Origin of the sequence: Streptomyces sp. A0958 (genome assembly GCF_004795035.1) — a bacterium.
GTDB lineage: Bacteria > Actinomycetota > Actinomycetes > Streptomycetales > Streptomycetaceae > Streptomyces.
In genome coordinates this window covers 69,240-94,297 of sequence record NZ_SSBK01000013.1, presented here as the reverse complement: position 1 = coordinate 94,297, position 25,058 = coordinate 69,240, and the positions used below count along the sequence as shown (strand labels likewise).

Sequence of the window (25,058 nt, the reverse complement as noted above, 5' to 3'; positions counted from 1 at the left end):
CCTTCTTGAAAGGTGGGAGGTTTTCCGGTGCCGGCGCCTCGTGGGGGCTCCCCGGGGGCCTCGAAGAATCATTCGAAGCGCTTCGATGCTCATCGGCCGACCCCATACGTGTCAAGGGCCCGTGGCCGACCTCCGCTTCCGGCACGCCTCCACCGCATCACGAAACGGTTCGGAAACGGGTCGGAGGAATCTGGAAACGAAGCCTTGTGCCACACAGGCCCTTCACTTAACCTCGCTGCAACATCGAAGCGCTTCGACGGAGCTTCGATGGGGCGCCCGGCGCCCTTGATTTTCCGGGACGGCGACACGTTCTGCCGCCTCCCTGTTGAACCGCTTCACCTGGGGCCGGTGACACCGGCTCAGCCAGCAACGCCCCACCTCAGACACAGGAACCGAACGGCGGTCGCCCCGCCGCGTGTCGTCCTGGTGCGCCTCGAAGGGTTGACGCAATGACGCCGAATTCCTCCCCCTCCTCCACGGCCCCGAGCCGGAGAAGCTTCCTCGCCACGGGCGCGGTGGCGGCCGTCGCCGTGGCCGGCGGGGTGCCGTTGCTCGCCGCGTGCGGCGGCTCCGGCTCCGGTTCCGGGAGCAAGGAGGGCACGACCACGGGCAAGGCCCTGAAGAAGGTCGTGCCGAGCTACGCCCCGCTGAACCTGGTCGAGCCCGATGTCGCCGGCGTCAACGGTTCGAGCCCCGGCTTCACCAAGCTGCCGGACCCGCTGGTGGTCTCGGTCAAGTCGGTCCCGGGCAAGGGCTCGGAGTTCCGCGTCATGACCCCGCTGTGGGGCACCGTCCCGAAGAAGAACAACCCGTACTACACGGCCGTGAACAAGGCGCTCGGCGCGACGCTCAACTTCGACCCGCAGGACGGCAACACCTACCAGGACAAGATCGGCGCGGTCCTCGCCGGCTCGGACATCCCGGACGTCATGACCATCCCCGGCTGGAACATGCAGGGGCAGATCCGCAACGCGATCACCGCCAAGTTCGCGGACCTCTCTCCGTACCTGGCGGGCGACGCCGTCAAGAGGTACCCGAACCTGGCGAACATCCCGACCGGCGCCTGGCAGTACTCGGTCTTCGGCGGCAAGCTGCGCGGCCTGCCCATGCCGACGCCGATCATCGGCAACGCGATCTTCTACCGCAAGGACCTCATCGGCTCCGGCGCCGTACCGGCGAGCGCGGACGACCTGCTGGCCTTCGGTAAGGAGTACACCGCAGCCAAGAAGAAGGTGTGGGCCTTCGACGACCTGTGGACCTGCATCCAGAAGATATTCGGCCTGCTGCCCGACGCACCGCACTACTGGCAGCTGGAGAACGGCAAGCTGGTCCACAAGATCGAGACGAAGGAGTACCGCGAGGCGCTCGCCTTCGCCCGCAAGCTCCACGACGGCGGCTACGTCCACCCGGACGCCGAGGCCAACAAGGACGCCGACGCCAAGATCCGCTTCACCAGCGGCCACGTGGTCATGTACAACGACGGCACCGGCGGCTGGAAGGGCATGGTCACCGAACAGGCCTCCGCCAGCCCGAAGTTCGACATGCAGGCACTCGACTTCTTCAACCACGACGGCGGCAAGCCGGTGCTGTGGCAGGACGACCCGGCGGGCATCTTCACCTTCCTCAGCAAGAAGCTGTCCAAGGCGAAGATCGAGGAGTTCCTCGCGATCGCCGACTACGCGGCCGCGCCGTACGGCACCGAGGAGTTCATGCTCACCAACTACGGCGTGAAGGGCACCCACTACACGATCAAGGACGGGTCCCCGACCTACACCCCGCAGGGTGTCGAGGAGGCCCAGCCCTCCACCTTCCTGTTCGTCGCCTCGCCGCCCACCTCCATCGCCTACCCCGACCAGCCGCAGCTGGCCAAGGACTACGCCGGCTGGATGGCGCGCCAGGCGCCGAACGTCAAGAAGCCCCTCTTCTTCGGCATGCAGGTCGTCGAACCGCAGCGCTACGCCTCCCTGTACACGCCGTTCGACGACCTCCAGAAGGACATCCGCCGCGGCCGCAAGAAGGTCAACGACGTCGACGACGCGGTGAACACCTGGAAGAAGAGCGGCGGCGACAAGCTGCGCGACTGGTACCAGGACATTCTCGACAAGAACGGCTCCGGCAACTGACGCGTACGACGCGCACCGATCGTACGTACGAGAGCGAAAGGGCCGCCGGGCGCACGACGCCCGGCGGCCGGGGTCAGGAGCACGACATGGGGAGCACAAGGTGAAGTCACGGGCCACGGTCGCGGCCGTCCCGGACCGCACCGCCGACGGGGCGAGCGCCCCGGCCGGCGGGAGCGGCGTCGGGGACGGTGACGGCAGGGACACGAGCGGCGTTCGAAAGGGCAGGGCACGGGCGGGCGGTGTCCGCAGATCCCGTACGGACAAGGGCGGCGGACGGAAGAACTCCGGCCCGCAGGCAGGCGGCATCACCTGGCGACAGCGGCTGCGGCGCGACCGCACCCTGATCCTGATGACGATGCCGGCCATCGCGCTGCTGCTGGTCTTCAACTACATCCCGCTGCTCGGGAACATCGTGGCCTTCCAGGACTACGACGTGTACGACCTGGGCATCACCGGCAGCCCCTTCGTCGGGTTCGACAACTTCACCCGGATCTTCGAGGACTACCGCTTCTGGGAAGTCCTGATCAACACGCTGGTCATCTTCGTCACCCAGCTCGTCCTGTTCTTCCCCATTCCGATCGCCATCGCCCTGCTTCTCAACACGATCATGAGCACCCGGGTCCGGGCCTGGGTGCAGGCGGTCGTCTATCTGCCGCACTTCTTCTCCTGGGTGCTCGTCGTCACCGTGTTCCAGCAGATGTTCGGCGGCGCGGGACTGGTCGCCCAGTGGCTGCGCGAACACGGTCACGAGGGCTTCGACCTGATGACCAACCCGGGCTTCTTCAAGTTCCTGGTCAGCGCGCAGGCCGTGTGGAAGGACGCCGGCTGGGGCGTGATCGTCTTCCTGGCGGCGCTCGCCGCCGTCAACACCGATCTGTACGAGGCCGCGGCCGTCGACGGGGCGGGCCGCTGGCGCCGCATGTGGCATGTCACACTGCCCGCGCTGCGCCCGGTCATCGCCCTGCTGCTCGTCCTGCGGGTGGGCAGCGCGCTCAACCTGGACTTCGAGCAGATCCTGCTCCAGCGCGACCAGGTGGGCGCCGGCGCATCGGAAATCCTGGACACCTACATCTGGTGGACGGGCATCAAGACCGGTGACTTCGGCTACGCGGCCGCCGCCGGCATCTTCAAGGGACTGTTCAGCGTCGCCATGGTGCTGGGTGCCAACAAGGTCGCCCACATGCTGGGCGAGCAGGGGGTGTACTCCAAGAAATGACAACTCTCCTGGACCACGAGAAGGACCCGGCAGCCCCCGCGCCCCGTACGGAGACTCCGCTCCAGCGCGCCCTGCGCATCGAACCGCGCCCGGTGTGGGAGGAGGAGCCGACCAAGGCGGGACTCGCCTTCAAGGGCTTCGGCCTCGTCGCGATCTGTGCGGTCATCATCATCCCGATCTGGGTGGTGCTGGTCACCAGCCTCTCCGACACCAAGACCATCAACGACGCGGGCGGCCTGGTCGTCTGGCCCAAGCACATCACCTTCGTCGCGTACAAGGAGCTGCTGAGCGGGGGCGCGGTGACCCGTGCGGCCGCCGTGAGCGTGGGCCTCACCGTCGTCGGTACGGCCGTCAGCATGATCGTCTCGGTCCTGTGCGCGTACGGGCTGAGCCGCCGCGACTCCTACGCGCACCGCCCGCTGCTGATGACGCTGATGGCGACCATGTTCTTCGGCGCCGGGCTCATCCCGACGTATCTGCTGGTCACCGGCATCGGGCTGAGCGACAGCTACTGGTCGATGATCCTGCCCAGCGCGATCAGCGTCTTCAACGTGCTCGTCCTGCGCGGCTTCTTCATGGACACCGCGCCCGAACTGATCGACGCGGCCCGCATCGACGGGGCCGGCGAGTGGCGCATCCTGCTCCAGATCATCATGCCGCTGTCGCGTGCGGTGATCGCCGTGATCTCGCTGTTCTACGCGGTCGGCTACTGGAGCCAGTGGTTCAACGCCATGCTCTACATCCAGGACAGTGACAAGTACCCGCTCCAGATGATCCTGCGTCAGCTGGTCCTCCAGCACCAGGTGCCGCCGGGTGCCATGGGCGCGGCCGTCAGCAGCGGGGCGATCAACAGCCTCTCCGTGCAGATGGCGGTCATGATCCTCGCGCTGATCCCGGTCGCGGTGCTGTCGCCGTTCGTCCAGAAGCACTTCCAGAAGGGCATGCTCACCGGCGCCGTGAAGGGCTGAACCGCCGCCCGGCCGCCGCCCTTTCCCCCTCTCCCCCTGTCCGGAAGGTGTCCGACATGACTCCCACCAGTGGGGCCGGACCGGCTAAGTGATCACCGGTGTCCCCCGCGTCCACGGCTGCGTCCACCTGGGCACCAACGGCCGCGGCATCCAGTACGCAGAACCCCAGTAAGGATCGAGGCGCCATGCCGTCCCTGCGCGACGCGGCCCGTGGCCGCATCCTCTTCGGAGGCGACTACAACCCCGAGCAGTGGCCCGAGGAGGTGTGGGAGGACGACGTCCGGCTGATGAAGGAGGCCGGCGTCAACTCCGTCACCCTCGGTGTCTTCTCCTGGGCGAAGATCGAACCACGCCCCGGCGCCCGGGAGTTCGGCTGGCTGGACCGGCTGATGGACCTGATGCACGCACACGGCATCGGCGTCGTGCTCGCCACCCCGACCGCGTCCCCGCCGCCCTGGATGGGGGCGCGGCACCCGGAGACGCTGCCGCGCGCGGAGGACGGGTCGATCGTCTGGTACGGCTCGCGCCAGCAGTTCTGCCCGAGTTCCCCGGTCTACCGGCGCTACGCCGCCGCCCTCACCGAGGACCTGGCCGCGCGGTACGCCGAGCACCCCGCGCTCACGGTGTGGCACATCAACAACGAGTACTGCACGCACTGCTGGTGCGACGAGACGGCGGTCCACTTCCGCCGCTGGCTGCTCGGCCGGTACGGGACGCTCGACGCGCTCAACGAGGCGTGGGGCACGGCGTTCTGGAGCCAGCGCTACGACTCCTGGACGGAGATCCTGCCGCCGCGCAAGGCTCAGTACATGAAGAACCCGACGCAGGTGCTCGACTTCAAGCGCTTCACGTCCGACGCGCTGCTGGAGTGCTTCGTCGCCGAGCGGGACATCGTCGCCCGGCACACCCCGCACATCCCGGTGACGACGAACTTCATGCCGCTGTGGTCGGGACAGGACGCCTGGGCGTGGTCGGCCGAGGAGGACATCGTCTCGGTCGACATCTACCCGGACCCCAGGGACCCGCAGGGCGGCCAGTACAACGCGATGCTCGCCGACATGACGCGCTCGCAGGCCGCCGGGCCGTGGATGCTGATGGAGCAGGCGGCTGGCGCGGTCAACTGGCGGGGCGTCAACCACCCCAAGCCCGAGGGCCTGAACCGGCTCTGGTCGCTCCAGTCGGTGGCGCGCGGTGCCGACGCCGTGTGCTACTTCCAGTGGCGCCAGTCCCGGCAGGGTTCGGAGAAGTTCCACTCGGGGATGCTCGGCCACGCCGGTGAACACGGCCGCGCCTTCCGGGAGACCAGGCGGCTGGGCGCCGACCTCGCCGCGATCGGCCCGGCGGTGGCCGGTAGCGAGGTGACCGCCGATGTGGCGGTCCTGCACGACTGGGACGCGTGGTGGGCGGGGGCGCAGGAGGGCGCCCCGTCCTCCCTGCTGGACTACACCGAGGTGGTGCGGCGCTGGCACCGTGCTCTGTGGGAGAACGGGACCGCCACGGAGTTCGCCCGCCCCGACGCCGATCTGAGCCGGTTCAAGGCGGTCGTCGTCCCGCACCTCTACCTGCTCGACGACGCGGCCATCGACAACCTCGTGGCGTACGTGCGGGACGGCGGGCGGCTGGTGTGCGGCTTCTTCACCGGGATCGCCGACGTGGACGACCGGGTCAGGCCGGGCGGGATGGACGTACGGCTGCGCGAGCTGTTCGGCATCCGCACCCTGCACGAGTGGTGGCCGCTGGACGCGGACGCGACCGCGGAGTGCGACGGCTTCCGGTCCACCCTGTGGTCGGAGGAGCTGGAGGCGGCCGAAGGCACCGAGGTGGTGTCCGCCTACCGCGAGGGCGAGCTGGCCGGGCTGCCCGCGGTGCTGCGCAGGGGCCGGGCGGTCTACGTGTCGACGCTGCCGGAGCCCCCGGCGCTGCGGGCGCTTGTGGGTGACGTGGTCCGGGAGGCCGGTGTGGAACCGGTCCTGGCCGGGCTGCCCGAGGGCGTGGAGGCGGTCCGCCGCGGCGCATTGCTCTTCCTGCTCCACCACGGCCGCGAGATGGTCACCGTGCCCGTCCCCGGCACGTACGAGGAGCTGCTGACCGGGCGGGCGGTGACGGACCGGGTCGCGCTCGGCCGCTACGGCGTCGCCGTGCTGCGGAGCGCCGCGCCATGACCGGACGCGCGCACATCGACGGCACCTGGGAGCCGCGCCCCGCCGCCCGCTGGGAGGACGCCTTCCTCGGGGGCAACGGCCGGCACGGGGCCATGGTGTACGGGGACCTCGCCGACGACCGGGTCGTCGTCAACCACCACACCCTGGTCCGGCCCAACGGCAGCGAGCACATCCGCCCGCCCGAACTCGCGCACCGGCTCGACCGGCTGCAGAGCGCCCTGCTCGCCGGTGACACCACGGCGGCGGAACACTTCGGCGCGGGCCGCCCCCTGGTGTGGGTGCAGCCCTTCCACCCCGCCTTCCAGACCCGCATCCGCCCCACCCCCTCGATGCCCGGTCCGCCCGCGGGCTACCGGCGCTCGGTCGACTTCGCCACCGGGGAGATCACGGCCGTCTGCGGGGCCCGGCGCAGCCAGGTGTTCGTCTCGCGCGCCGACGACGTGATCGTCCAGTACGTCACCGCGCCCGGGCTCGCGGTGGACCTGACCCTGGACCACGCCCTGCCGGGTGCCCCGCCGCGCCTGGCCGTGGGGCGCAGCACCGTACTGACCCCGGACGGTGCCCGGCTGACGCTGCGGGCCGGCTACCCGGACAGCGAGCTCGCGTACACCGGGGTGACGGTGGTGCGGGCGGAGGGCGGCCGGGTGTCGGTGGCGGGCGAGGGCGTCCGGGTCGAGGGGGCCAGGAGCCTGCTGCTGCTCACCAGGGTGCGCCGGCACGCGGGCCACCTGGACCCGGCGGCGGAGTGTGCCGCGCTGCCCCGCGACGACTACCCGGCGCTGTTCGCCCGGCACTGCGCGCTGCACCGCCCGGCCTTCGAGCGGGCCTCCCTCACCCTGGAGGCGGACCCGGCCGAACAGTACCTGTCCGGTAGCGAGTTGATTCGGCGGCCGGAGAGTCCGGCGCTCCTTGAGCGGCTGTTCGCGGCGGGGCGCTACCACCTGCTGTCCGCGTCCGGGGTCCTGCCGCCCCGGCTGACCGGGCTGTGGACGGGCGACTGGGACACCGCCTGGTCGGGGGCGTTCACCACCAACGCCAACCTCAACCTCCAGATCGCCTCGGCCGCCGCGGCGGCGCTGCCGGAGGTGTCCGAGGCCCATGCCTCGCTGATTTACGGGCAGCTCGCCGACTGGCGGGACAACGCGCGGGCGATCTTCGGTGCGCGCGGCATCGTCGCCCCCTCCCACACCGACGGCGAGTCGGGTCACACCCGCCACTACCAGCGCGCCTACCCACTGCATCTGTGGACGGCGGGCGCGGACTGGCTCCTGGAACCGCTGATCGAGCACGCCGAGACGACCGGGGTGACGGACCCCCGGCTGACGGCCGCCCTGGACGAGGCCGCCCTGTTCTACGAGGACTTTTTGACCCGTACCGGTCCCGGCGGGCGGGTGGCCGTCGTCCCCTCGTACTCGCCGGAGAACCGTTCGGCCAACGCGAGTTGGGGGACGGTCAACGCAACGATGGACCTCGCGGCGGCCCGCCACGCCCTGACCGCGGCGGCCGACCGCTCCCCCGGCCATCCGGCCTCCGCCCGGCGGCGGGCGCTGGCGGACCGGCTCGCGGAGTACCGGGTCAACGAGGACGGCGCGCTCGCCGAGTGGGCGTGGCCGGGCCTGGCGGAGACGTACGACCACCGCCATCTCAGCCACCTCTACCCGGTGTGGCCGCTGGACGCGATCAATCCGTACGACACCCCGGAGCTGTCGGCCGCCGCGCACCGGGCGCTGGAGCTGCGCGGCGCGGAGAACGACTCCGCGCACGGCCATCTGCACCATGCGCTGGTCGCCGCGCGGCTGCGGGACGGGGAGCGGGCCTCGGCCGCCGTCCGGTCGGTCCTGGCGGGCGACTTCTTCCACGACTCGTTGATGAGCGCCCACTATCCGTCCCGCAACGTCTACAACGCGGACGCGGCCCACGCCCTGCCCGCCGCGGTCATCGAGTCGCTCGTCCAGTCGACGCCGGACCGGCTGGTCCTGCTGCCCGCGCCCCTCGCGGGCTGCCCGGGCGGTGAACTGCGCGGTGTGCGTACGCGGTTCGGCGCCGGACTCGATCTGCGCTGGTCGGCCGACTCCACCGCCACCGCCGTACTGCGTCCCACGCGTGACGCCCGTATCGATGTACGCACGGGTGACGGCCATACCCGCACCGATGCCTCCGCCGGTGTGCCCCCGGCTCCACTGGAGCTGACCGCCGGCGTGGAACGCGTCCTCGAACTGGGGCCGCGGCAGCGCTCCCGACGCACCCGCGGATGAACTCGTGGCGTCTCGTTCGGCTGAGCCGCACGTGCAAGGAGCCGGCCCCCGCGCGGGGGCCGGCTCCTTGCACGCATCGCCCCCTGGGGCTCACACCGGGGCCGGGCCAGTACTCTCCCGTACCGTCAACTCCGGTGCCAGCAGCTCCACTTCGTCCGTCCCGCGGCCGGAGAGCTTGGCGACGACCTGCTCGACCGAGCGGCGCCCCATCTCCTGCGCCGGTATGGCCACCGAGGTGAGCCGCACCGACGCCTGGGAGGCCACCTGTTCGGGGCAGATCGCCACCACCGACACGTCCTCCGGCACGGCCCGGCCCTGCTGCCGCAACAGGTTGAGCAGCGGTTCCACCGCCGCCTCGTTCTGCACGATGAAGCCGGTGGTGCCGGGGCGCTCGTCGAATATCCGCGACAGCGTCTGCGCCATCGCCGCGTACCCGCCCTCGCACGGCCGGTGCAGAACGCGCACCCCGGTCTCCTGCGCCTTGGCCCGTACGCCGTCGACGGTCCGCTCGGCGAACCCGGTGTGCCGCTCGTACACCGCGGCGGCCTCGCCGATCACGGCGATCTCACGGTGTCCGAGACCGGCCAGGTGCTCCACGCAGAGCGCCCCGGTCGCCTCGAAGTCGAGGTCCACACAGGTCAGGCCGGCGGTGTCGGCGGGCAGGCCGATGAGCACGGCGGCCCGGTCGGTCTCGCGCAGCAGGGGCAGCCGTTCGTCGTGCAGTTCGACGTCCATCAGGATCATCGCGTCGGCGAGCGAGCTGCCGGCGATCCGCCGCACGGCGGCGGGGCCCTCCTCGCCGGTGAGCAGCAGGACGTCGTAGCCGTGGGTGCGGGCGGTGGTGGCGACCGCGATGGCGATCTCCATCATCACGGGCACGTACATGTCGGTGCGCAGCGGCACCATGAGCGCGATGATGTTCGACCGGCTGCTGGCGAGGGCCCTGGCCCCGGCGTTGGGGTGGTAGCCGAGCTGCTGGATGCTCTGCTCGACGCGCTCGCGAGTGGCCACCGAGATGGAGCGCTTGCCGCTGAGGACGTAGCTCACCGTGCTCGCCGAGACTCCGGCGTGCTGCGCGACCTCGGCCAGGGTGACCATTCAGCTCTCCATCACGGGACGTCGTCGGGCCCGGCACGCGCACCGGTCTGCTCCGGCACTTTTGGCCAGATGCGGCGAAGCGCTTCGACTCCGCCCTCTCCATCTGCGACATGGAGAGACAGCGCGAGCCTAGACCCGCTCGGTCTGCATGTCCAGACCAGTGTCGAAGCGCTTCGACTCGACGTTTCGACCCCGTGCCCGCCCAGGACGGCTCGTGGCGGCAGCCGCTTCGGCTACCGCCACGATATGCCCGCCGCCGGGCCTTCGGTCACATCGACTCAGGTGCCGAGCAGGACGGGGAAGGACTCCATGTCGTTCTGCGTCATCACGGGAAGGTTGCGCAGCTCCGAGTCGGGCACCGCGAGCCGCAGTCGCGGGAAGCGGGCGAAGAGCGCAGGCAGGGCGATGCCCGCCTCGACCCGGGAGAGGGCCGCGCCGGGGCAGATGTGCGGGCCGTGCCCGAAGGTCATGTGCCGGATGGGGGTGGCGCGCGTGATGTCGAAGGCGTCGGCGTCGGGGCCGTGCTGCTCCGGGTCGCGGCCGATCACCCGGTAGGAGATGACCACCCCCTCGCCCTTGGCGATCACGTCGTCACCCACCTGGATGTCCTCCGTGGCGAACCGCATGAGCAGATGGGTGGTGGGGGTGTCCCACCGCAGGGTCTCCTCGATCACGGTCTCCCAGGAGACCTCCCCGTCGAGGACCATCCGCAGCTGCTCGGGGTGGGCCAGCAGGGCGCGTACGGCGTTGAGGATGAGCCCGATCGTGGTCTCGTGCCCGGCGGCGACCATGGCCTTGAGGTTGCCGATCACCTCCTCCTCGGTCAGGGGCTCGCCGCCCTCCTCGGCGAGGATGAGCGCGGAGGTCAGGTCGTCGGTCGGCTGCGCGGTCTTCTCGCGCACGAGTCCGGCGTAGAAGACGTCCAGGTCGGCGAGGAGGGCGAGGCGCTCGTCCTGCGGGGTGAGCATGGAGAAGAAGGCCTTGTACTGGCGGGTCAGCATGGCGTTCTCCGCGGGGTCGACCCCCATCAGCATGCCGACGACCCGCATCGGCAGCGGCTGGGCGAACACGGCCTTGAGGTCGACGACGGCCCCGTCCCGGCCGCCCTCCTCCAGCGCGTCCAGCAGCTCCGCGGTGAACTTCTCGATGTCGGGGCGTATCGCCTCCAGCCGGCGGGGCGTGAGCGCCTGCGAGGTCTTGGTCCGCAGCCGGCGGTGTTCGGCGCCGTCGACAGTGAACATGGACCGCCCGGCGTCGATCATCCCGATGAGCGGCCAGTCGCGCGTCACCTCGCCGCTCTGCCACAGCCCCCAGGCGCCGATGTCCTTCACCAGCCGCGGGTCGACCAGGAGCTGCCGGGCGTCCGCGTGCCGGGTGAGGGTCCAGGCCGGCACGCCCAGGAGCACGATCCGGGCCAGCCGTCCGGCGTCGCGCAGCCGTACCGTCTCGCCGTCCAGGTCCTGGACCATGGGGTCGATGACGACGGTACCGCCGTGCTGGGCCGCTGCCTGGGTGGCATGGGGGCAGTTCACGAGAAGTCTCCTGTCGTACGTACGGGGGTGAACCGGACGGGGAGCGAGGTGTTGCCGCGGAGGAAGGGGGAGGGCCGTCGGACGAGGCTTTCGACGGGGACGTCGAGCCGCAGATCAGGCAGCCGGTCGAGCAGTACCTCGATGCCGGTCCTGGCGATGATCTCGGCGATCTCCTGGGCCGGGAACGGGCACCGGTACTCGCCGTGGCTGAAGGCCAGGTGTGCGCCGTTGCCGCCCTGGGCGGACGAGCCGCCGGCGGACAGGCCCTGGCGGATCAACGGGTCGGTGTTGGCGGCCCCGAGCCCGAGCAGCAGCATGTCCCCGGACCTGATCCGCTGTCCGCCGAGCTGGGTGTCGCGTGCGGCCCAGCGTCCGGCGAGGATCTGGGTGGGGGTGTCCTCCCACAGCACCTCGTTCATGGCCTCGCCGATGCTGCGCCGGCCGTGGGCCATGGAGTCGGCGAACTCGTCCTCGGTGAGCATCAGCCGCAGGGAGTTGCTGATCCAGTCGGCGGTGGGGAGGTGCCCGGCGGCCGTGACGGCCATCAGGTCGAGTGTGTACTCCTCGTCGGTGAACTTCTCCGGGAAGTCGAGCATGCGGGAGGTGACGTCGTCCCCCGGCTCGGCCCGCTTCGCGGCGAGCAGCCGCGCCATGTACTCCCCGAACCGCAGATGCGCGCTCTGCGCCTCCGGCCCGCCGTCCGCCAGGTCCTTCAACACCTGTGCGATGCCGATGCCTTCGTCGTCGGGGAAGCCGATCAGGCGGGCGAGGACGAGGACGGGGAGGGGTTCGCAGAACTCGGCGACGAGGTCGGCGGTGCCGCGGCTGCACATGTCGTCGATCAGCCGGTCGGCCAACTGCTCGCAGTGGCTGCGGATCTGGAACGGGTCGGCGCCTTCGAGGGCGGGTCCGACCATGCGGACGTGCCGCCGGTGCTCCTCGCCCGCGCTGAAGTAGATGGACGGCAAGGGCCGCCCCACCATCGGCAGCAGGGGCCAGTCGTCGGGGATGTGCGGCCACTGGTTCCAGAGGCCGACATCGCGCGGGAACAACTCGCCGTCACTGGTGACGCGGTGGAGCTCGCGGTAGCCGATGACCAGCCAGGCGGGAAAGCCGCCCGGTAGCTCGACGGGGACGACGGGCCCGTGGTCGCGCCGCATGGTGCGGTAGACGACCTGGGGCTCCGTCTGGAACCCGGGGCCCCAGAGCGGGACGGCCCCGGCGTGTGCCGGGCAGCCGGGAGGAGGTGGCGGAGTGACCGGTGCGGGCTCTGCCGAAGATGGTCGCGTCATGAATCCTGACTCCTGGGGCGACAACTGCACGCGTCAAGATCGCGCGATCAACACCCGTCCACTATAAGGAGTTTGTGTGACGCAGGAACTACCAACTGCGATCATTCCCGAACCCTGGACGAATCAAAGGGGGCACAACTGCCCACCTTTGATACGCATCGCGAAGTACCGGGGCACCGGCGCGCACCCCCGCACCGCCTCCGCTCAGCCGGTACGCAGCCCGGGGTCGCTCACCCCGACCTCACCCGTCTCGACGTGACCGGCGAAGCGGCGCAGGAAGGTCTCGTCCGCGTCGCTGCTGACGGTGATGTCGTACCAGCGCCTGCTGCGGCGCAGGTCGAGGACGCGCTCGACGGTCTCGCCCGCGCGTACGGTGACCGTCTGCACCGCTCCCCCGTAGGCGGCGGCGCTGCGCAGGGTCAGCCGCACGGAACCGGACCCGGAGTGGGTGAAGGTGAGTACCAGCCGCCCGCCCGCACCGCCATGACGTGCCGTCACCTCGGGGCCGGCGGCCTTCCCGGGGTTGCGGAAGGAGCGCAGGAACCCGTTGGGGCCGTGGACGGTGAGGTCGGTCGCTCCGCCGGAGTAGGCGGTGTTCCAGGTGTCCGCGAGCGAGGCGCCCGCCTCGGTGGTGTACGTCCAGGGCCCGTCGGTGCGGTTGGCGGACGTCACGAGGAACTGCGCCCCGGCCGCCGGGCCGCCGCTGAACGTGAGGCGGTAGGTGCCGGTGGCCGGGTCGGCGGCCCCGTCGACCCGGGGCGCGTACGGCAGCGGGCGGGTGGGGCGCGCGCCGCGCTCCTGGTTCGGCACCGCGCCGGTGGCGGGCGGCACGGGTACGTAGTCGGGGTGCCGGTCGCCGTCCGGGGGCTCATACCCGGCCGTGGAGGGCAGCTCGGGGGCCGAGGAGTCCGTGCGCCGGAAGTCGAACGCGGAGGTCAGGTCGCCGCAGACGGCCCGTCGCCAGGGCGAGATGTGGGGCTCGTGCACGCCGAAGCGCCGCTCCATGAACCGGATGACGGAGGTGTGGTCGAAGACCTCGGAGCAGGCGTAGCCACCGGTGCTCCAGGGCGAGACGACCGTCATGGGGACGCGCTGGCCGAGCCCGTACGGTCCGGCGGCGTAACGGAGGTCGCCGGGGAAGTAGTCGGCGGCGGTGTCGACGGTGGACAGTCCCTGCGCGGGCCCGGACGGGACGAAGGGCGGCACGACGTGGTCGAAGAAGCCGTCGTTCTCGTCGTAGGTGATGAACAGCGCGGTGCGGCCCCAGATCTCCGGGTCGGCGGTCAGCGCGTCCAGCACCTGGGCGATGTACCAGGCGCCGTAGTTCGAGGGCCAGTTGGGGTGCTCGCTGAAGGCTTCGGGGGCCACGATCCAGGAGACCGAGGGCAGCGTCCCGGCCCGGACGTCGGCCTTGAGGTCGACGAGCAGACCGCCGCCGCCCTTGACGTCGCTGCCGGTGCGGGCCTTGTCGTAGAGGGGGTCGCCGGGCCGGGCGTCGCGGTAGCTGTTGAAGTAGAGCAGCGAGTTGTCGCCGTAGTTGCCCCGGTAGGCGTCGTTTATCCAGCCCCAGGAGCCGGCGGCGTCGAGCCCGTCGCCGATGTCCTGGTACACCTTCCACGACACCCCGGCCTTCTCCAGCCGCTCCGGGTAGGTCGTCCAGCCGTACCCCACCTCGTCGTTGCCCAGCTCGGGACCGCCGCCGGTGCCGTCGTTGCCGGTGTAGCCGCTCCAGAGGTAGTAGCGGTTGGGGTCGGTCGACCCGATGAACGAGCAGTGGTACGCGTCGCAGACGGTGAACGCGTCGGCGAGCGCGTAGTGGAACGGGATGTCCTCACGGGTGAGGTGGGCCATCGTCGTCGCCGTCTTGGCGGGCACCCACTGGTCGTAGGCCCCCTTGTTGAACGCCCGGTGACCGCCGGCCCAGTCGTGGTTCAGGTCCTGGAGGAACTGCATCCCGAGCTCGTCGGCCGGCGGCCGGAACGGCAGCACCTCCTTGCCGGCCGCGTCCGCCTGGTGCCAGACCGGCGCCCCGCTGGGCAGCGTGACGGGGCGCGGATCACCGTATCCCCGTACGCCCTTCATCGTGCCGAAGTAGTGGTCGAAGGACCGGTTCTCCTGCATCAGGACGACGATGTGCTCGACGTCCTCGATCGTGCCCGTACGCCCGCGTGGCCGAAGGGAGGCGGCGCGGGCGATGCTGCCCGACAGCGCGGTGAGGGCGACGGAGCCCCCGGCGAGCTTCAGGAGCCGGCGGCGGTTGAGTTCTGCCATGGGTGGGGGCCTTTGCGGTGGGGGGTGTGGGGGCGGAAGGCGACTGGAGTGTTCCGGATTCGGCAGGCCCAAGGTAAGGCCCTTGCGGTGTGCATGCGGTGGCGCCGGGCCGAACAGTCGGCGAACGTACCCCGCCCGTCCGCGTTCATGCCCCGGCCGCCCCGGAAAACTGCCCGGATCAGGCAGGCTCACGGCTGCGGCGTTGCCGACTCCCTGCCTTGATGGCCCCGGCCAGGCACCGCGAGGCTGTGCGGGCAGCGCGCACCGCCGACAGGACGCGAGGGACCGCAGGTGAGACACGTACCCTTCTTCCGCTGGGTTCTGACGCTCGGCGTGTTGTTCATCGCCTGTTCGGCGGCCGTCTACGTGGCCGTACCGGAGATGCCCGAACTCCGCCAGATCGACCTCACCGTGCTGGACGAGAAGCCGGACGGGACGTGCACCGTCCGGTGGACGGACCCCTTCGACCGCAGCGAGCACGAGGCGGCCCACCAGTGCGATGCCCGACGGGCCGACAGCCTCAAGGCGCCGTACTACGATCCGGAGACCGGTTACGGCTGGGAGACCGGCTTCGTGGTCGCCGAGGGCTCGGCCAAGGGGCGGCTGTACACGCTGGGCCAGGACGACAAGGACATCGACGACCGGATCGACCTGTCCGACACGCTGCTGATCATCGGGCTGCTGCTGACCACCGCCGGCCTCATCGGCGGGAACATCCGCGCGGCGGCCCGGCTGATCGGTGCCCGGCCGGACGTCGTCCACCGCGCCTGGCGGCTGGCCCACGACGCCGCGGCCGTGGAGGAGGACCACACCCGCGCGATCGAAGCGGTACGTGCGGCATGGGCCCCTCTGCAGCGGGAGCGCGTGCACGAGGAGATGAGCCGCACGCCAGTGAAACTGCTGCGGAACGAGGACAAGCAGCGCTTCCGGACGAAGGCGTGGGAGAAGGGCGGCATCCACACCGCGCGCGACGTGCTCGACGCGGGCGTCTGGAAACTGGGACAGCTGCCGGACGTGGGCCGGCGTACGGCGGAGCAGGCGGTCGCCGCCGCAGAGCGCCTGGCCGACGCGGCGCACCAGAACGTACTGGTGCGCCTCACCCCCGATGACCGGTCCGACCCCCGGACGACCTCACTGATCACCGCCCTGCGCGTCCTGGTGGAGGCCGGCCCCCAGGCACAAGAGGCCGCGGACACCGCCCGCGAACTGGCCGTGCGCCTGGAACCGCTGCTGACGGGCGCCTCCGCCGCTTCGACCCGCACCGGCATGCTCCGCGTCGGCCCGGAAGGCCGCAGACGCACCCGCGCCGCCGTGGCCGAACTCCGCGGCCTGCTGGCAGAAGCGAAGTTCGACGCCCTCGGCCCGCGATTCGGACAGACCTCGGTCGACCTGCTGCGCGGACCTGACAACGAACTGGACGCGCTGTCGGCGTGGACGGACTTCGAGAGCCGGCCGGCGGACTATTACCGGGTGCTCGCGGAGGTCACGGCAGGCAGCGCCGGCCCGCCCGCCGGGTGGCGGGCCCCCTCCCCCGGTGGCGGGCTGAGCGGGGAGGTGTAGGTCCCGCCCTCGACAAGGCCGGCGGTGGTCATGCGGTCGTACTCGGCCAGGATCAGGTCCTTGGTGCGGTACGTGCCGTACCGGGCCTCGTCCTTGCGCCGGACGATGGGGAAGGTGTCCAGGATGTGGCCGACGTCGTCGCGGGCGATCCCGTAGAGGTGGAAGAAGAGGGCGTCCAGCTCCGCGCGGATCTGCCGGCGGCGGGCCTCGTCCCAGCGGAAGGGTGTTCCGGTGTCGCCCAGGTCGGTGGCGAAGGGCCGCATGTCGTGGGCGGTGTAGGTGAGTTCCAGGACGCGCGGGATCAGGAAGTGCGTGAAGCGGCGGGCGGTTTCGGGGAGCAGTACGGGGAGCTGGCGGATGTAGAAGAAGTTGAGGTTGAGTCCGGCGACCTTCTGGCGGGTGACGAAGTCGTAGACGAAGGAGTTGAAGTGCGCCACCAGGGCGGCGCTGTCCCGCGAGGTTCTGGTGCGCAGCAGGAAGACGGAGTCGCCGATCGCCGCCGGCGGGAGGATGGCGGAGATCATGGTCCGCTGGTTGGTGGGGCTGCTGATGCGGAGGAAGGCGAGCCAGCCGGGCGGCGCGTCGTGCGGTGTCTCGGCGCTGTCCACCCAGCTGCCCGGCACGGCGAGGCGGGATGCCGAGGACCGGTCGTCGGCGCTCAGGTAGGACGGCTGGTTCTGGCGTTTCACGGCGGTGGCGCTCTTGACGACGTCGGCGGCGCGGTGGTTGTAGGCGTCGACCATCTTCGCCTCGTACAGCGGGAGCATGGCCTTGCCCGCCCGGTCCGCCCGGTCCGCCTGATCCGCACGGTCCGCCCGGTCCGGCTTGACGAAGGTGTTTCCGGACGGCTGCCAGCCGGTGACTGTCAGCTCCTCGCGGGTGTGGAAGAGGTGTGAGTCGTTGGACATGTGGAACATCGTTCCGAACGTCACACCCCACGGGTTGCCGTCCGGGTCGCCCTCCTTGATCAGGACGGGAACCCGCCCGTAGATGCCGAGGGTGATCTCGGCGTCGCGGCGGGAGCGGAAGACGGGGCAGGTGCCCGTGTTGGGGTTGAGAAGCGTGATCTCCTCGGGGGTGAGGGCGAACACCCGTCGCTTGTCGTCCAGTTCGGCCGGGTCGTGGAGGAAGAACGCGAACCGGGCGGCGGGTTCGCGCAGCGCGCGGCCGGTCAGGGACAGGATGCTGAACTTGAACGAGCGGTGGACGTCGGGGAAGACGGGCGCGGCGTTCTCGAAGTCGTACAGGGCGGCGATCGCACCCTTGAGCACCAGGTCCTTGAAGAAGAACTGGGTCGTCGCGTCGGTGGCGATGCCCGTCGGCACGATCACGCCCATGCGGCCGCGCGGGCCGGTCAGCGCGCGGCCCGTCTCGGCGAAGACGGCGTACGTGTTGATGTCGCCGCGGCCGGTCAGCGGGTAGCGGCCGGCGTTGCGCAGGAAGTGGCTCTCGCCCTCCGCCCTGCGTTTGGCCACCTCGAACTCGGCGTGGTGGAGGCCGGCGCCGTCCGCGTCCTCCTTCAGCGCGGCGATCAGCCGCTTGCGGGCCGCGGCGGTCTTCGCGGCGGCGATCTCCGCGTCACGCTGGGCGAAGAACTCCTGCTCCTGGAGCTTGATGCGCTCCCACGGCGGGTTGCCCAGGACGCAGGCGAATCCGCCGGCCCACCCCGTGCCCGCGTCGACGCCCTCCCCGGACTCGGGGACCGCGAAGACCTCCGGGAACTCCAGGTGCCAGTGGAAGAACCGGTGCCGGCGCCGCAGCCGCATGATCTCGTCGTGCGTGGACTGGGGCACCGCGTCCGACGCCGGGTCCTGGAGGTTGCGGAAGACCTTCTCGGTGACCGCCGAGGGGGCGCCGTCCGCCTTGCGCCACATGAACGCGGCGCACCAGGCGTCGGCCACGTGCCGTGCGCGCACGTACCGCGCGGAGCCGGCGAGGCCGCGGTAGGCGGCTTCCTGCCCGTGCACCTCGGCGAGGGTGCCCGAGGCGGCGTCGACGATGCCGCGCAGGTCCGTGGCCAGGGCGGTGTTGGCGGTCCTCGGCTCGGCGTCCTGTCCGAACGGGCGGCCGGGTCCGCCGTGTTCGGCCCGGTTTCGTTTGGCCAGGGCCCTGGCGTACGTCCTGTCGTCGCCGGCGAGTGGCTTGAACGCCGCGTCCGGGATGCCGCCCCGCAGCAGGCTCGGTGTCGCGCCGATCAGCGCGTTGCCGTGCTTGAGGTGCGCGTCCAGGAACCCCAGAGGCCTGCCCGGCTCCAGCGCCTCCAGCCACAGCGACACCTTGGCCAGCTCGACGGCCATCGGGTTGAGGTCCACGCCGTAGACGCAGTGGGCGACGACCTCGTGGAGGGCGTGGCGGACCGCGCCGGGCGTCGGTTCCGGGTTGTCCTCCCGCACCGCCGCGACGCGCTTGGCGATCCGCCGGGCCGCCGCCACGAGGAAGTGGCCGGAGCCGCAGGCCGGGTCGCAGACCGTGAGGGCGAGCAGCTCGCGGACGACGGCGTGGGAGGGATCGGCGACGTCCGCCGCCGCTGCCGCCCGCTCGCCGCGCTCGACGGCGGCGTCCAGGACCGGGTCGAGCGTGGAGTCGAGAAGGTACTCGATGAGCGAGGACGGGGTGTAGTAGGAGCCTGTCGTCTTACGGGTGTTGCCCGGCAGCTCGACCAGTTCGAAGGTGCGGTCGGCCGGCCCGAGCCGTGGGACGAGTTCGAGCAGGGACTCGTAGACGGAGCCCAGTTCCTCGGCGCCCAGGTGCCGGTAGTCGACCGCACGCCGGCGGCCCGAGCCCGTGTCCCGGAGCTGGGAGAGGTGGTGCACGGCCGTCAGCAGGTGCTCGTCGGAGAGGGACAGGCTGTGCAGGGGAGCGTCGGTCTCCGTGGCGTCGAAGATGCCGCCGAGGCCGGGCAGACCCAGTTCGGGGCGGCCGTTCTCGTCGCCGAGGGCGTCCAGGACGAGGCGCAGGGTCTCGTACAGGTCGCCGCTCTGCTCGGTGCCGCGCCGCTCGCGGGCGTGGGCGCGCAGGCGGGCCGAGGAGAAGTACGTCTCGTAGCGGGACCGGGCCGCGGCGCTCGCGTCCGGGGACAGCAGCGCGTCGCGGTCCTCGGCGACGAAGACGAAGAGGAGGCGGTAGACGAGGCGCAACAGGGCGTTGTGCAGGGCGCCCGCGTCGGTGCCCGCCCGCAGGGCCGCGTTGGCGGGGTGGCGCAGGAAGCCGGTGCCCAGGGTGGTGAGGGCCGCCCGGACGCCCTTGCAGAGCTGGTCCAGGGTCCGGGCGCGGGAGGCGATGGCCTCCGTGCGCCACGTCTCCAGCCGGCACGTGGACGGCGCGGCGCCCGGGGCCACCTCGAAGCGGGACACGTGCAGCAGCCGGTACAGCAGCGTGAACTCGCCGAGCAGTTCCCCGTCGAAGATCGCCTCCAGGTCGAACTCGACGTAGGACGCGGGCGCCGGCGCGCCGGAGCCCCGGAGCAGGCGCACGTGGCGGCCGTTGGTCAGGAGACCCCAGAGGTGGGCGTCGGTGCGGTTCAGGCATTCCTGGACCAGGGAATGGGGCGGGACCTGCCCGGCGCGGCGCGTGTCGAGCCCGTGGCCCCAGGCCGTCTGGTGGATCACGGCGTGGTGCCACCGGTGCGAGACGGGGAACGTCTTCGCCGCGCCGGAGTCGGCCGCGATGCCCGCCGGGCCGACCTCGGTGAGCGGACCGAAGCCGAGCGCGCGCCAGAGCGGGGCCGGCCAGTCGGCGGTCGCGGGGCCGGGCGAGGTGGTGGTGGCGGGAGCCCCGGCCCGAGGGGGCTCGGGCAGGCGTCCGCGCAGCTCACGCCAGAGGGGTTTGAGGTACTTCCAGCCGCGCTCGGCCTCGTCACGGACCGAGCGTGAAGTGGTCAGACCGTAGTCGACGGGCGCGCAGCCGGTGACGTCCGTGGCCTCGGAGATCCGGGCCAGCATGTCGGCCGGCAGGAGCGCACCGACCGGCCGGACCGCGGCGAAGCCCTGGCTGCGGGTGGTGGCGGACATCAGGCGGACTCTCCGCCGCAGTGGGCGAGTGCCATGGGGTCTTCCTCCTGAGCGCTCCCGCGCGGCCCTGGCCGAGACCGCTCCCCCATGGTGGCTGCCGCGCCTTTCGGCCCTCGCCGCCGGGGTGGCCCTCAGCCGTCGGAAGCGTACACGTGAGGGACGTATCGGATGAGGCGCCGTCAGCGTCCAGGGTGCCGACGCGGCGCCGTATGCCAGCGCGGGCCGCCCAGCGCCCGGGGCCGCGCGCACCGGGTTGGCTGTCCTGGCACCCGTTCCAGGTGATCACGGTGGCCGTCCGCCACCGGTGCGGGCCGCCTCGGTCTCGGCCGCACACGACGAACTCGTGGAGGCCCACCGCGGCGCCGAGGCGCGGAGTAGGGCGGCGAAGGCGGTGGCCGACGCCCGGGCCCAGCCCCCTCTACGATCGAGCACGTGTGCGCAAACGTGATCGTCGCCGAAGACGACGAGAATCAGGCCGAACTCCTCCGCCGCTACCTCGAACGGGAGGGCCACCGCGTGACCGTCGCCCCCGACGGACTCGCGGCGCTCGACGCGGTCCGGCACCGGGAGCCCGACCTGCTGGTCCTCGACGTGATGATGCCCCGGGCCGACGGTCTCGACGTCGTACGGGTACTGCGCGCCGAGCAGCGTGAGTTGCCGGTCCTGATGCTCACGGCCCGCACCACGGAGGACGATCTGCTGCTCGGCCTCGACCTGGGCGCCGACGACTACGTGACCAAGCCGTACAGCCCGCGTGAGCTGATGGCCCGGGTGCGCACGCTGCTGCGCCGCAACCGGCGGGGAGCGGGCGGCGAACCGGACGACGCGGGCGTGCTGACGGTGGGGACGCTGGTCGTCGACCCGGCCCGGCACGTGGTGTCGGTGGAGGGGCGGGCCGTGGAGTGCACCCCGGGCGAATTCCGGATTCTCTCCGCGCTCGCGGCCGAGCCCGACCGGGTCTTCTCCCGGCAGCAACTCCTCGCCGAACTGCACGGGTTCGACCGCTACATCAGCGACCGCACCGTTGACGTGCACGTGATGAACCTCCGCAAGAAGATCGAGCCGGCCCCGCGCAGACCTGTGCGGCTGCTCACCGTCTTCGGTGTCGGCTACAAGCTGACGGACCCGGCGAAGGCGGCGGCACGTGCTTCGTCGTAGCGCGGGGGGACCGGGATCAGGCACGGGACGCCCGGGTTCAGGCACGGAACGCCCGGGTGCGGGCACGGAACGCCCGGGTGCGGGCGCGGAACGTCCGGGCCCGGCGCGGCGGCCCGTCCCGTTGCGCAAGAGCCTGTTCGCCCGGCTGCTGGCGGTTTCTGCGCTGGTCGCCGCCTGTTCGGTGGCGGCGACCGCCTGGCTCGCCGTGCAGACGACGTCCGGCGCGATCCGCCAGGAGCAGGGCCAGAACCTGACCGCCGACGCCCGGATCTACCACCGCCTGCTCGGTTACGCGGCGGCCCACCCCACCTGGGACGGGGTGGAGGAGACCGTGCGGGAACTGGCCGAGCAGTCCGGCCGGCGGATCGCGCTGACGACGCAGTCGCGCGCCCCGCTCGCCGACTCTGCGGCTCCCGAGCCGGCCACCGCGCTTCCGGCCCAGGCGTCGGCCGTCGTGGACCCGCTGGCGGTGGACACGGCGCTGGCGGCCGAGAACGCCGGAGTGTCCGGTACCACCACCGACCGGGTCGACCCGCGAGCGGTCGGACCTTTCCGGTTGCCGACGTCGGAGCGTACCCAGCTGCGGAGGGTCGCCGACCGGGCCGTGGCCTGCCTCAGCGACTTCGGGATCGCGTCGGACGTGGTCGCCAGCGCGAGCGGGCGCCCCCTGATCCAGGTGGTCGGCGGCAACGACCCCGAACGCGTGCAGGGCGCCGGCTGCGCCGTCGACGCGCTGGACACCCCGACGGCCACCGAGAAGAAGGCGCTCAAGGCGCTGAACCAGCTGGCCGACGCGTGTCTGGAGCGCCAGGGCCGCGACGGCGTCCAACTGAAGCTGGGCCTGTCGTGGGGTCAGGCCGCCGAGCCGGTACCCGCGGAGGCGGTGCCGATGGCGGCGGAAGCGGTCCCCACCCTGCCGCCGACCGCCGTGCCGAGCGTCGCACCGACCTCGGCGCCCGAGCCCCGCGAGGAGCAGAGAGCGGCGCCCAGTGCCGCGCCGAGCTCCGGACCCCAGCAGGCCGCCAACAGCGAGGACGACCGGGCCATCGCCTCCTGCGTGGGCACCGCCCGCCGCGAGCAGCTCAGCTCGTACGTCGCCTCGCCCGCGCTGCTGTTCATCGGCGACACGGGTGGCGCCACCGTGCCCGGATTCGCCCTCTCGCCGGCCAACACCGCCCGGATCGCGGGCGCGGCGGCCCTCGTGCTGGCTCTCACCGTCGGCGCCTCGGTCCTCGTCGGGGCCCGGCTCGTACGGCCTCTGCGCGCCCTGACCGGTGCGGCCCAGCGCATGCGTGACGGGGAGGACACCGCGCCCGTCGTGGTCGCCGCGGACAACGAGATCGGGCGGCTCGCCGCCGCGTTCAACGACATGTCCGCCCACCGCGCCCGGCTGGAGACCCAGCGCAAGGCCATGGTCAGCGACGTCGCCCACGAGCTGCGCACCCCGCTCAGCAACATCCGGGGCTGGCTGGAGGCGGCGCAGGACGGGGTCGCCGATCCCGACCCGGCGTTCATCGCCTTCCTGCACGACGAGGCGGTCCAGCTCCAGCACATCATCGACGACCTCCAGGACCTGGCGCAGGCCGACGCCGACGCGCTGCGGCTGCACCCCGAACCCGTACGGATCGAGGAACTGCTCGGCCAGGTCGCCGCCGCGCACCAGGCCCGCGCCGACACGGCGGGCGTCGCGCTGAGCGTCGAGGCGCCGCCGCCGGACCGCCCGCTGCCCGGGCTGACGGCCGACCCGGTCCGGCTGCGCCAGGCCGTCGGCAACCTGGTGTCCAACGCGGTCCGGCACACCCCGTCGGGCGGGAGGGTCACGCTGCGGCCGTACGGCTCCGAGGAGGGGGACGCGGTGCTCGTGGACGTGGCCGACACGGGCAGCGGCATACCGGCCGACGACCTGGCCCATGTCTTCGACCGGTTCTGGCGCGGCGAGAAGTCCCGCAGCCGCCGCACGGGCGGCAGCGGGCTCGGTCTGGCGATCGTGCGCAAACTCGTGGAGGCGCACGGTGGGACGGCCACCGCGGCGAGCGTCCCGGGGCAGGGTTCGGTGTTCACGCTCCGGCTCCCCGCCGACGGCAGCTCCCCGGCGGGGGAGGGGCCTGGCGACCCTGATGCGATGACCACAACGATCTGACAGCTTCCTCACAACTTGGAGCGAGCCTGTCCACACGCCTCGCGCCGCGGTGCGCACCCGCACCGCGGCCGCCCCTGAGGCCGATCCGGAACGGAGCTCTGCCCATGCCCCTGCGTACGTCCCTGCGTACCGCCCTCCTCGCCGCCGTCGTGGCCGGCGCGGTGTGCGTACCGGCCACGTCGGCCTTCGCCGACTCCTCCGCCGCCCCGTCGGCCGTGCCGACCCAGGTCCCGGCGGAACAGTCCGCCGAGCCGTCCCCCATGTCCTCGGACGAGCCGACCGTCGCACCTTCGGCCATGCCTTCCGAGGCGCCTCGCGGCGGTGTCGCGGCCGGTGAGCGCCCGGCCGGCACCTCGGGTGACCACAGCGGCGCCATGACGGGCTCCGCCGCGGCGGCCGCGCTGCTGGTCGCCGGCGCCGGCACGGTCGTCCTGCGCCGCCGCACCGCCCGCCGCGACGGCTGACCCGTCCCGCAACCGATGAGCAGGCAGTGGCGCCGCCCTTCCCCGGGCGGCGCCACTGCCGTCGTTCGACCCTCTGGAGCCCCTTCCCGTGTCCCGTAAGCCTCAGCTGTCCCGTAAGCACCCCGCCCGCCGCACCGCCCTGCCGGTGTCCGCCTGTCTCGCCCTGACCGCGCTCGTCGCGCTGACCGGCTGCTCCGGCAACGCCCCGGAGAAGTCACCGGCCAAGTCCCCGGCGGCGGCCGCGGAGGCACCGGCCGCCCCGGCCCCTTCCGCCTCCGAAGCCGCCAACGCTCAGCCGCCCGTCCACGTCTCCATACCGTCCCTCGGCGTGGACAGCGAGGTGATGCGCCTCGGGCTCAACCCGGACCGCACGGTGGAGGTGCCGCCGGCCGACAAGGGCATGACGGTCGGCTGGTACACCGGGAGTGCCGCACCCGGCGAGCCCGGCGCGGCGGTGCTGATCGGCCACAACGACACCCGCTACGGGCGGGCCGTCTTCCACGACCTGAAGAAGATCGCCCAGGGCGCGGACATCGTGGTCCGGGACGGCCGGGGCACCGACATCCACTTCGAGGTCACGGGCCGCGAGACGGCGAGCAAGAAGGCATTCCCGACCGCCCGGGTCTACGGCCACACCACGGCACGCGCCCTGCGGCTGGTCACCTGCGACGGCGCGTTCGACGCCGATGGCCACCCCGTGGACAACCTCATCGTGTACGCCAAGAGGAAGTGAGAACTACGCTGCCCGTCGTGTCCGACAGCCCGGCATCCGGCACCGTTCCCCGGCGCTGTTCCCCGCACCGCACCGG

15 protein-coding genes are annotated in these 25,058 nt (G+C 71.8%); 10 read left to right on the top strand and 5 right to left on the bottom strand.

What is annotated here, in order from left to right; all coding sequences use genetic code 11:
• Positions 1 to 515 precede the first annotated feature (515 nt).
• The 5 genes from E6P78_RS15745 to E6P78_RS15725 all read left to right on the top strand — a co-directional run bounded on the left by E6P78_RS15745 (position 516) and on the right by E6P78_RS15725 (position 8,724).
• Positions 516 to 2,123 (top strand): extracellular solute-binding protein, encoded by a 1,608-nt coding sequence (locus tag E6P78_RS15745; protein ID WP_136204283.1) that lies wholly within the window; start codon positions 516 to 518, stop codon positions 2,121 to 2,123.
• Positions 2,124 to 2,223: 100 nt separating this feature from the next.
• On the top strand, positions 2,224 to 3,339 hold the full coding sequence (locus tag E6P78_RS15740; RefSeq protein ID WP_136204214.1) for an ABC transporter permease subunit: 1,116 nt from the start codon (positions 2,224 to 2,226) through the stop codon (positions 3,337 to 3,339).
• The gene (locus E6P78_RS15735) at positions 3,336 to 4,307 is read left to right on the top strand and encodes a carbohydrate ABC transporter permease (RefSeq protein WP_136204213.1); all 972 of its coding nucleotides are present in this window, start codon (positions 3,336 to 3,338) and stop codon (positions 4,305 to 4,307) included. Before E6P78_RS15740 ends, E6P78_RS15735 begins: the two co-directional genes overlap by 4 nt.
• A 185-nt stretch (positions 4,308 to 4,492) precedes the next feature.
• On the top strand, positions 4,493 to 6,469 hold the full coding sequence (locus E6P78_RS15730) for a beta-galactosidase (RefSeq protein ID WP_136204212.1): 1,977 nt from the start codon (positions 4,493 to 4,495) through the stop codon (positions 6,467 to 6,469).
• Entirely contained in the window at positions 6,466 to 8,724 is a 2,259-nt protein-coding gene (locus E6P78_RS15725) for a glycoside hydrolase N-terminal domain-containing protein (protein WP_136204211.1), read from the top strand. The genes E6P78_RS15730 and E6P78_RS15725 overlap by 4 nt, the downstream gene beginning before the upstream one ends.
• A gap of 90 nt (positions 8,725 to 8,814) precedes the next feature.
• Here E6P78_RS15725 and E6P78_RS15720 read toward each other — a convergent pair whose 3' ends face one another.
• The 4 genes from E6P78_RS15720 to E6P78_RS15705 all read right to left on the bottom strand — a co-directional run bounded on the left by E6P78_RS15720 (position 8,815) and on the right by E6P78_RS15705 (position 14,917).
• Positions 8,815 to 9,822: a LacI family DNA-binding transcriptional regulator gene (locus E6P78_RS15720; protein WP_136204210.1), complete on the bottom strand. Its 1,008-nt coding sequence runs from the start codon at positions 9,820 to 9,822 to the stop codon at positions 8,815 to 8,817.
• Between the two features lie 278 nt (positions 9,823 to 10,100).
• Entirely contained in the window at positions 10,101 to 11,291 is a 1,191-nt protein-coding gene (locus E6P78_RS15715; RefSeq protein ID WP_240799228.1) for a cytochrome P450, read from the bottom strand.
• A 59-nt stretch (positions 11,292 to 11,350) separates the two neighbouring features.
• Positions 11,351 to 12,646 carry a cytochrome P450 gene (locus E6P78_RS15710; protein ID WP_136204208.1) on the bottom strand — a complete coding sequence of 432 codons (1,296 nt, stop codon included), beginning with the start codon at positions 12,644 to 12,646 and terminating at the stop codon, positions 11,351 to 11,353.
• Positions 12,647 to 12,850: 204 nt separating this feature from the next.
• Positions 12,851 to 14,917, bottom strand: coding sequence for a phospholipase C, phosphocholine-specific (locus E6P78_RS15705; RefSeq protein WP_136204207.1), 2,067 nt, complete (start codon positions 14,915 to 14,917; stop codon positions 12,851 to 12,853).
• 291 nt (positions 14,918 to 15,208) lie between these two features.
• Here E6P78_RS15705 and E6P78_RS15700 point away from each other — a divergent pair, with 291 nt between their 5' ends.
• On the top strand, positions 15,209 to 16,477 hold the full coding sequence (locus E6P78_RS15700) for a hypothetical protein (protein ID WP_136204206.1): 1,269 nt from the start codon (positions 15,209 to 15,211) through the stop codon (positions 16,475 to 16,477).
• Here E6P78_RS15700 and E6P78_RS15695 read toward each other — a convergent pair.
• A complete protein-coding gene (locus E6P78_RS15695) occupies positions 16,381 to 20,487 on the bottom strand; it encodes a DNA methyltransferase (protein ID WP_136204205.1) in 4,107 nt (1,368 codons plus the stop codon). The genes E6P78_RS15700 and E6P78_RS15695 overlap by 97 nt on opposite strands.
• A 432-nt stretch (positions 20,488 to 20,919) precedes the next feature.
• Here E6P78_RS15695 and E6P78_RS15690 point away from each other — a divergent pair, with 432 nt between their 5' ends.
• From E6P78_RS15690 to E6P78_RS15675, 4 genes are all read left to right on the top strand, one after another.
• Positions 20,920 to 21,645, top strand: coding sequence for a response regulator transcription factor (locus E6P78_RS15690; RefSeq protein WP_240799224.1), 726 nt, complete (start codon positions 20,920 to 20,922; stop codon positions 21,643 to 21,645).
• A 121-nt stretch (positions 21,646 to 21,766) separates the two neighbouring features.
• A complete protein-coding gene (locus tag E6P78_RS15685) occupies positions 21,767 to 23,785 on the top strand; it encodes a HAMP domain-containing sensor histidine kinase (RefSeq protein WP_136204204.1) in 2,019 nt (672 codons plus the stop codon).
• Between the two features lie 104 nt (positions 23,786 to 23,889).
• Entirely contained in the window at positions 23,890 to 24,249 is a 360-nt protein-coding gene (locus E6P78_RS15680; protein ID WP_136204203.1) for a hypothetical protein, read from the top strand.
• A 139-nt stretch (positions 24,250 to 24,388) separates the two neighbouring features.
• The gene (locus E6P78_RS15675; RefSeq protein ID WP_240799227.1) at positions 24,389 to 24,982 is read left to right on the top strand and encodes a class F sortase; all 594 of its coding nucleotides are present in this window, start codon (positions 24,389 to 24,391) and stop codon (positions 24,980 to 24,982) included.
• The last annotated feature ends 76 nt before the right edge of the window (positions 24,983 to 25,058 follow it).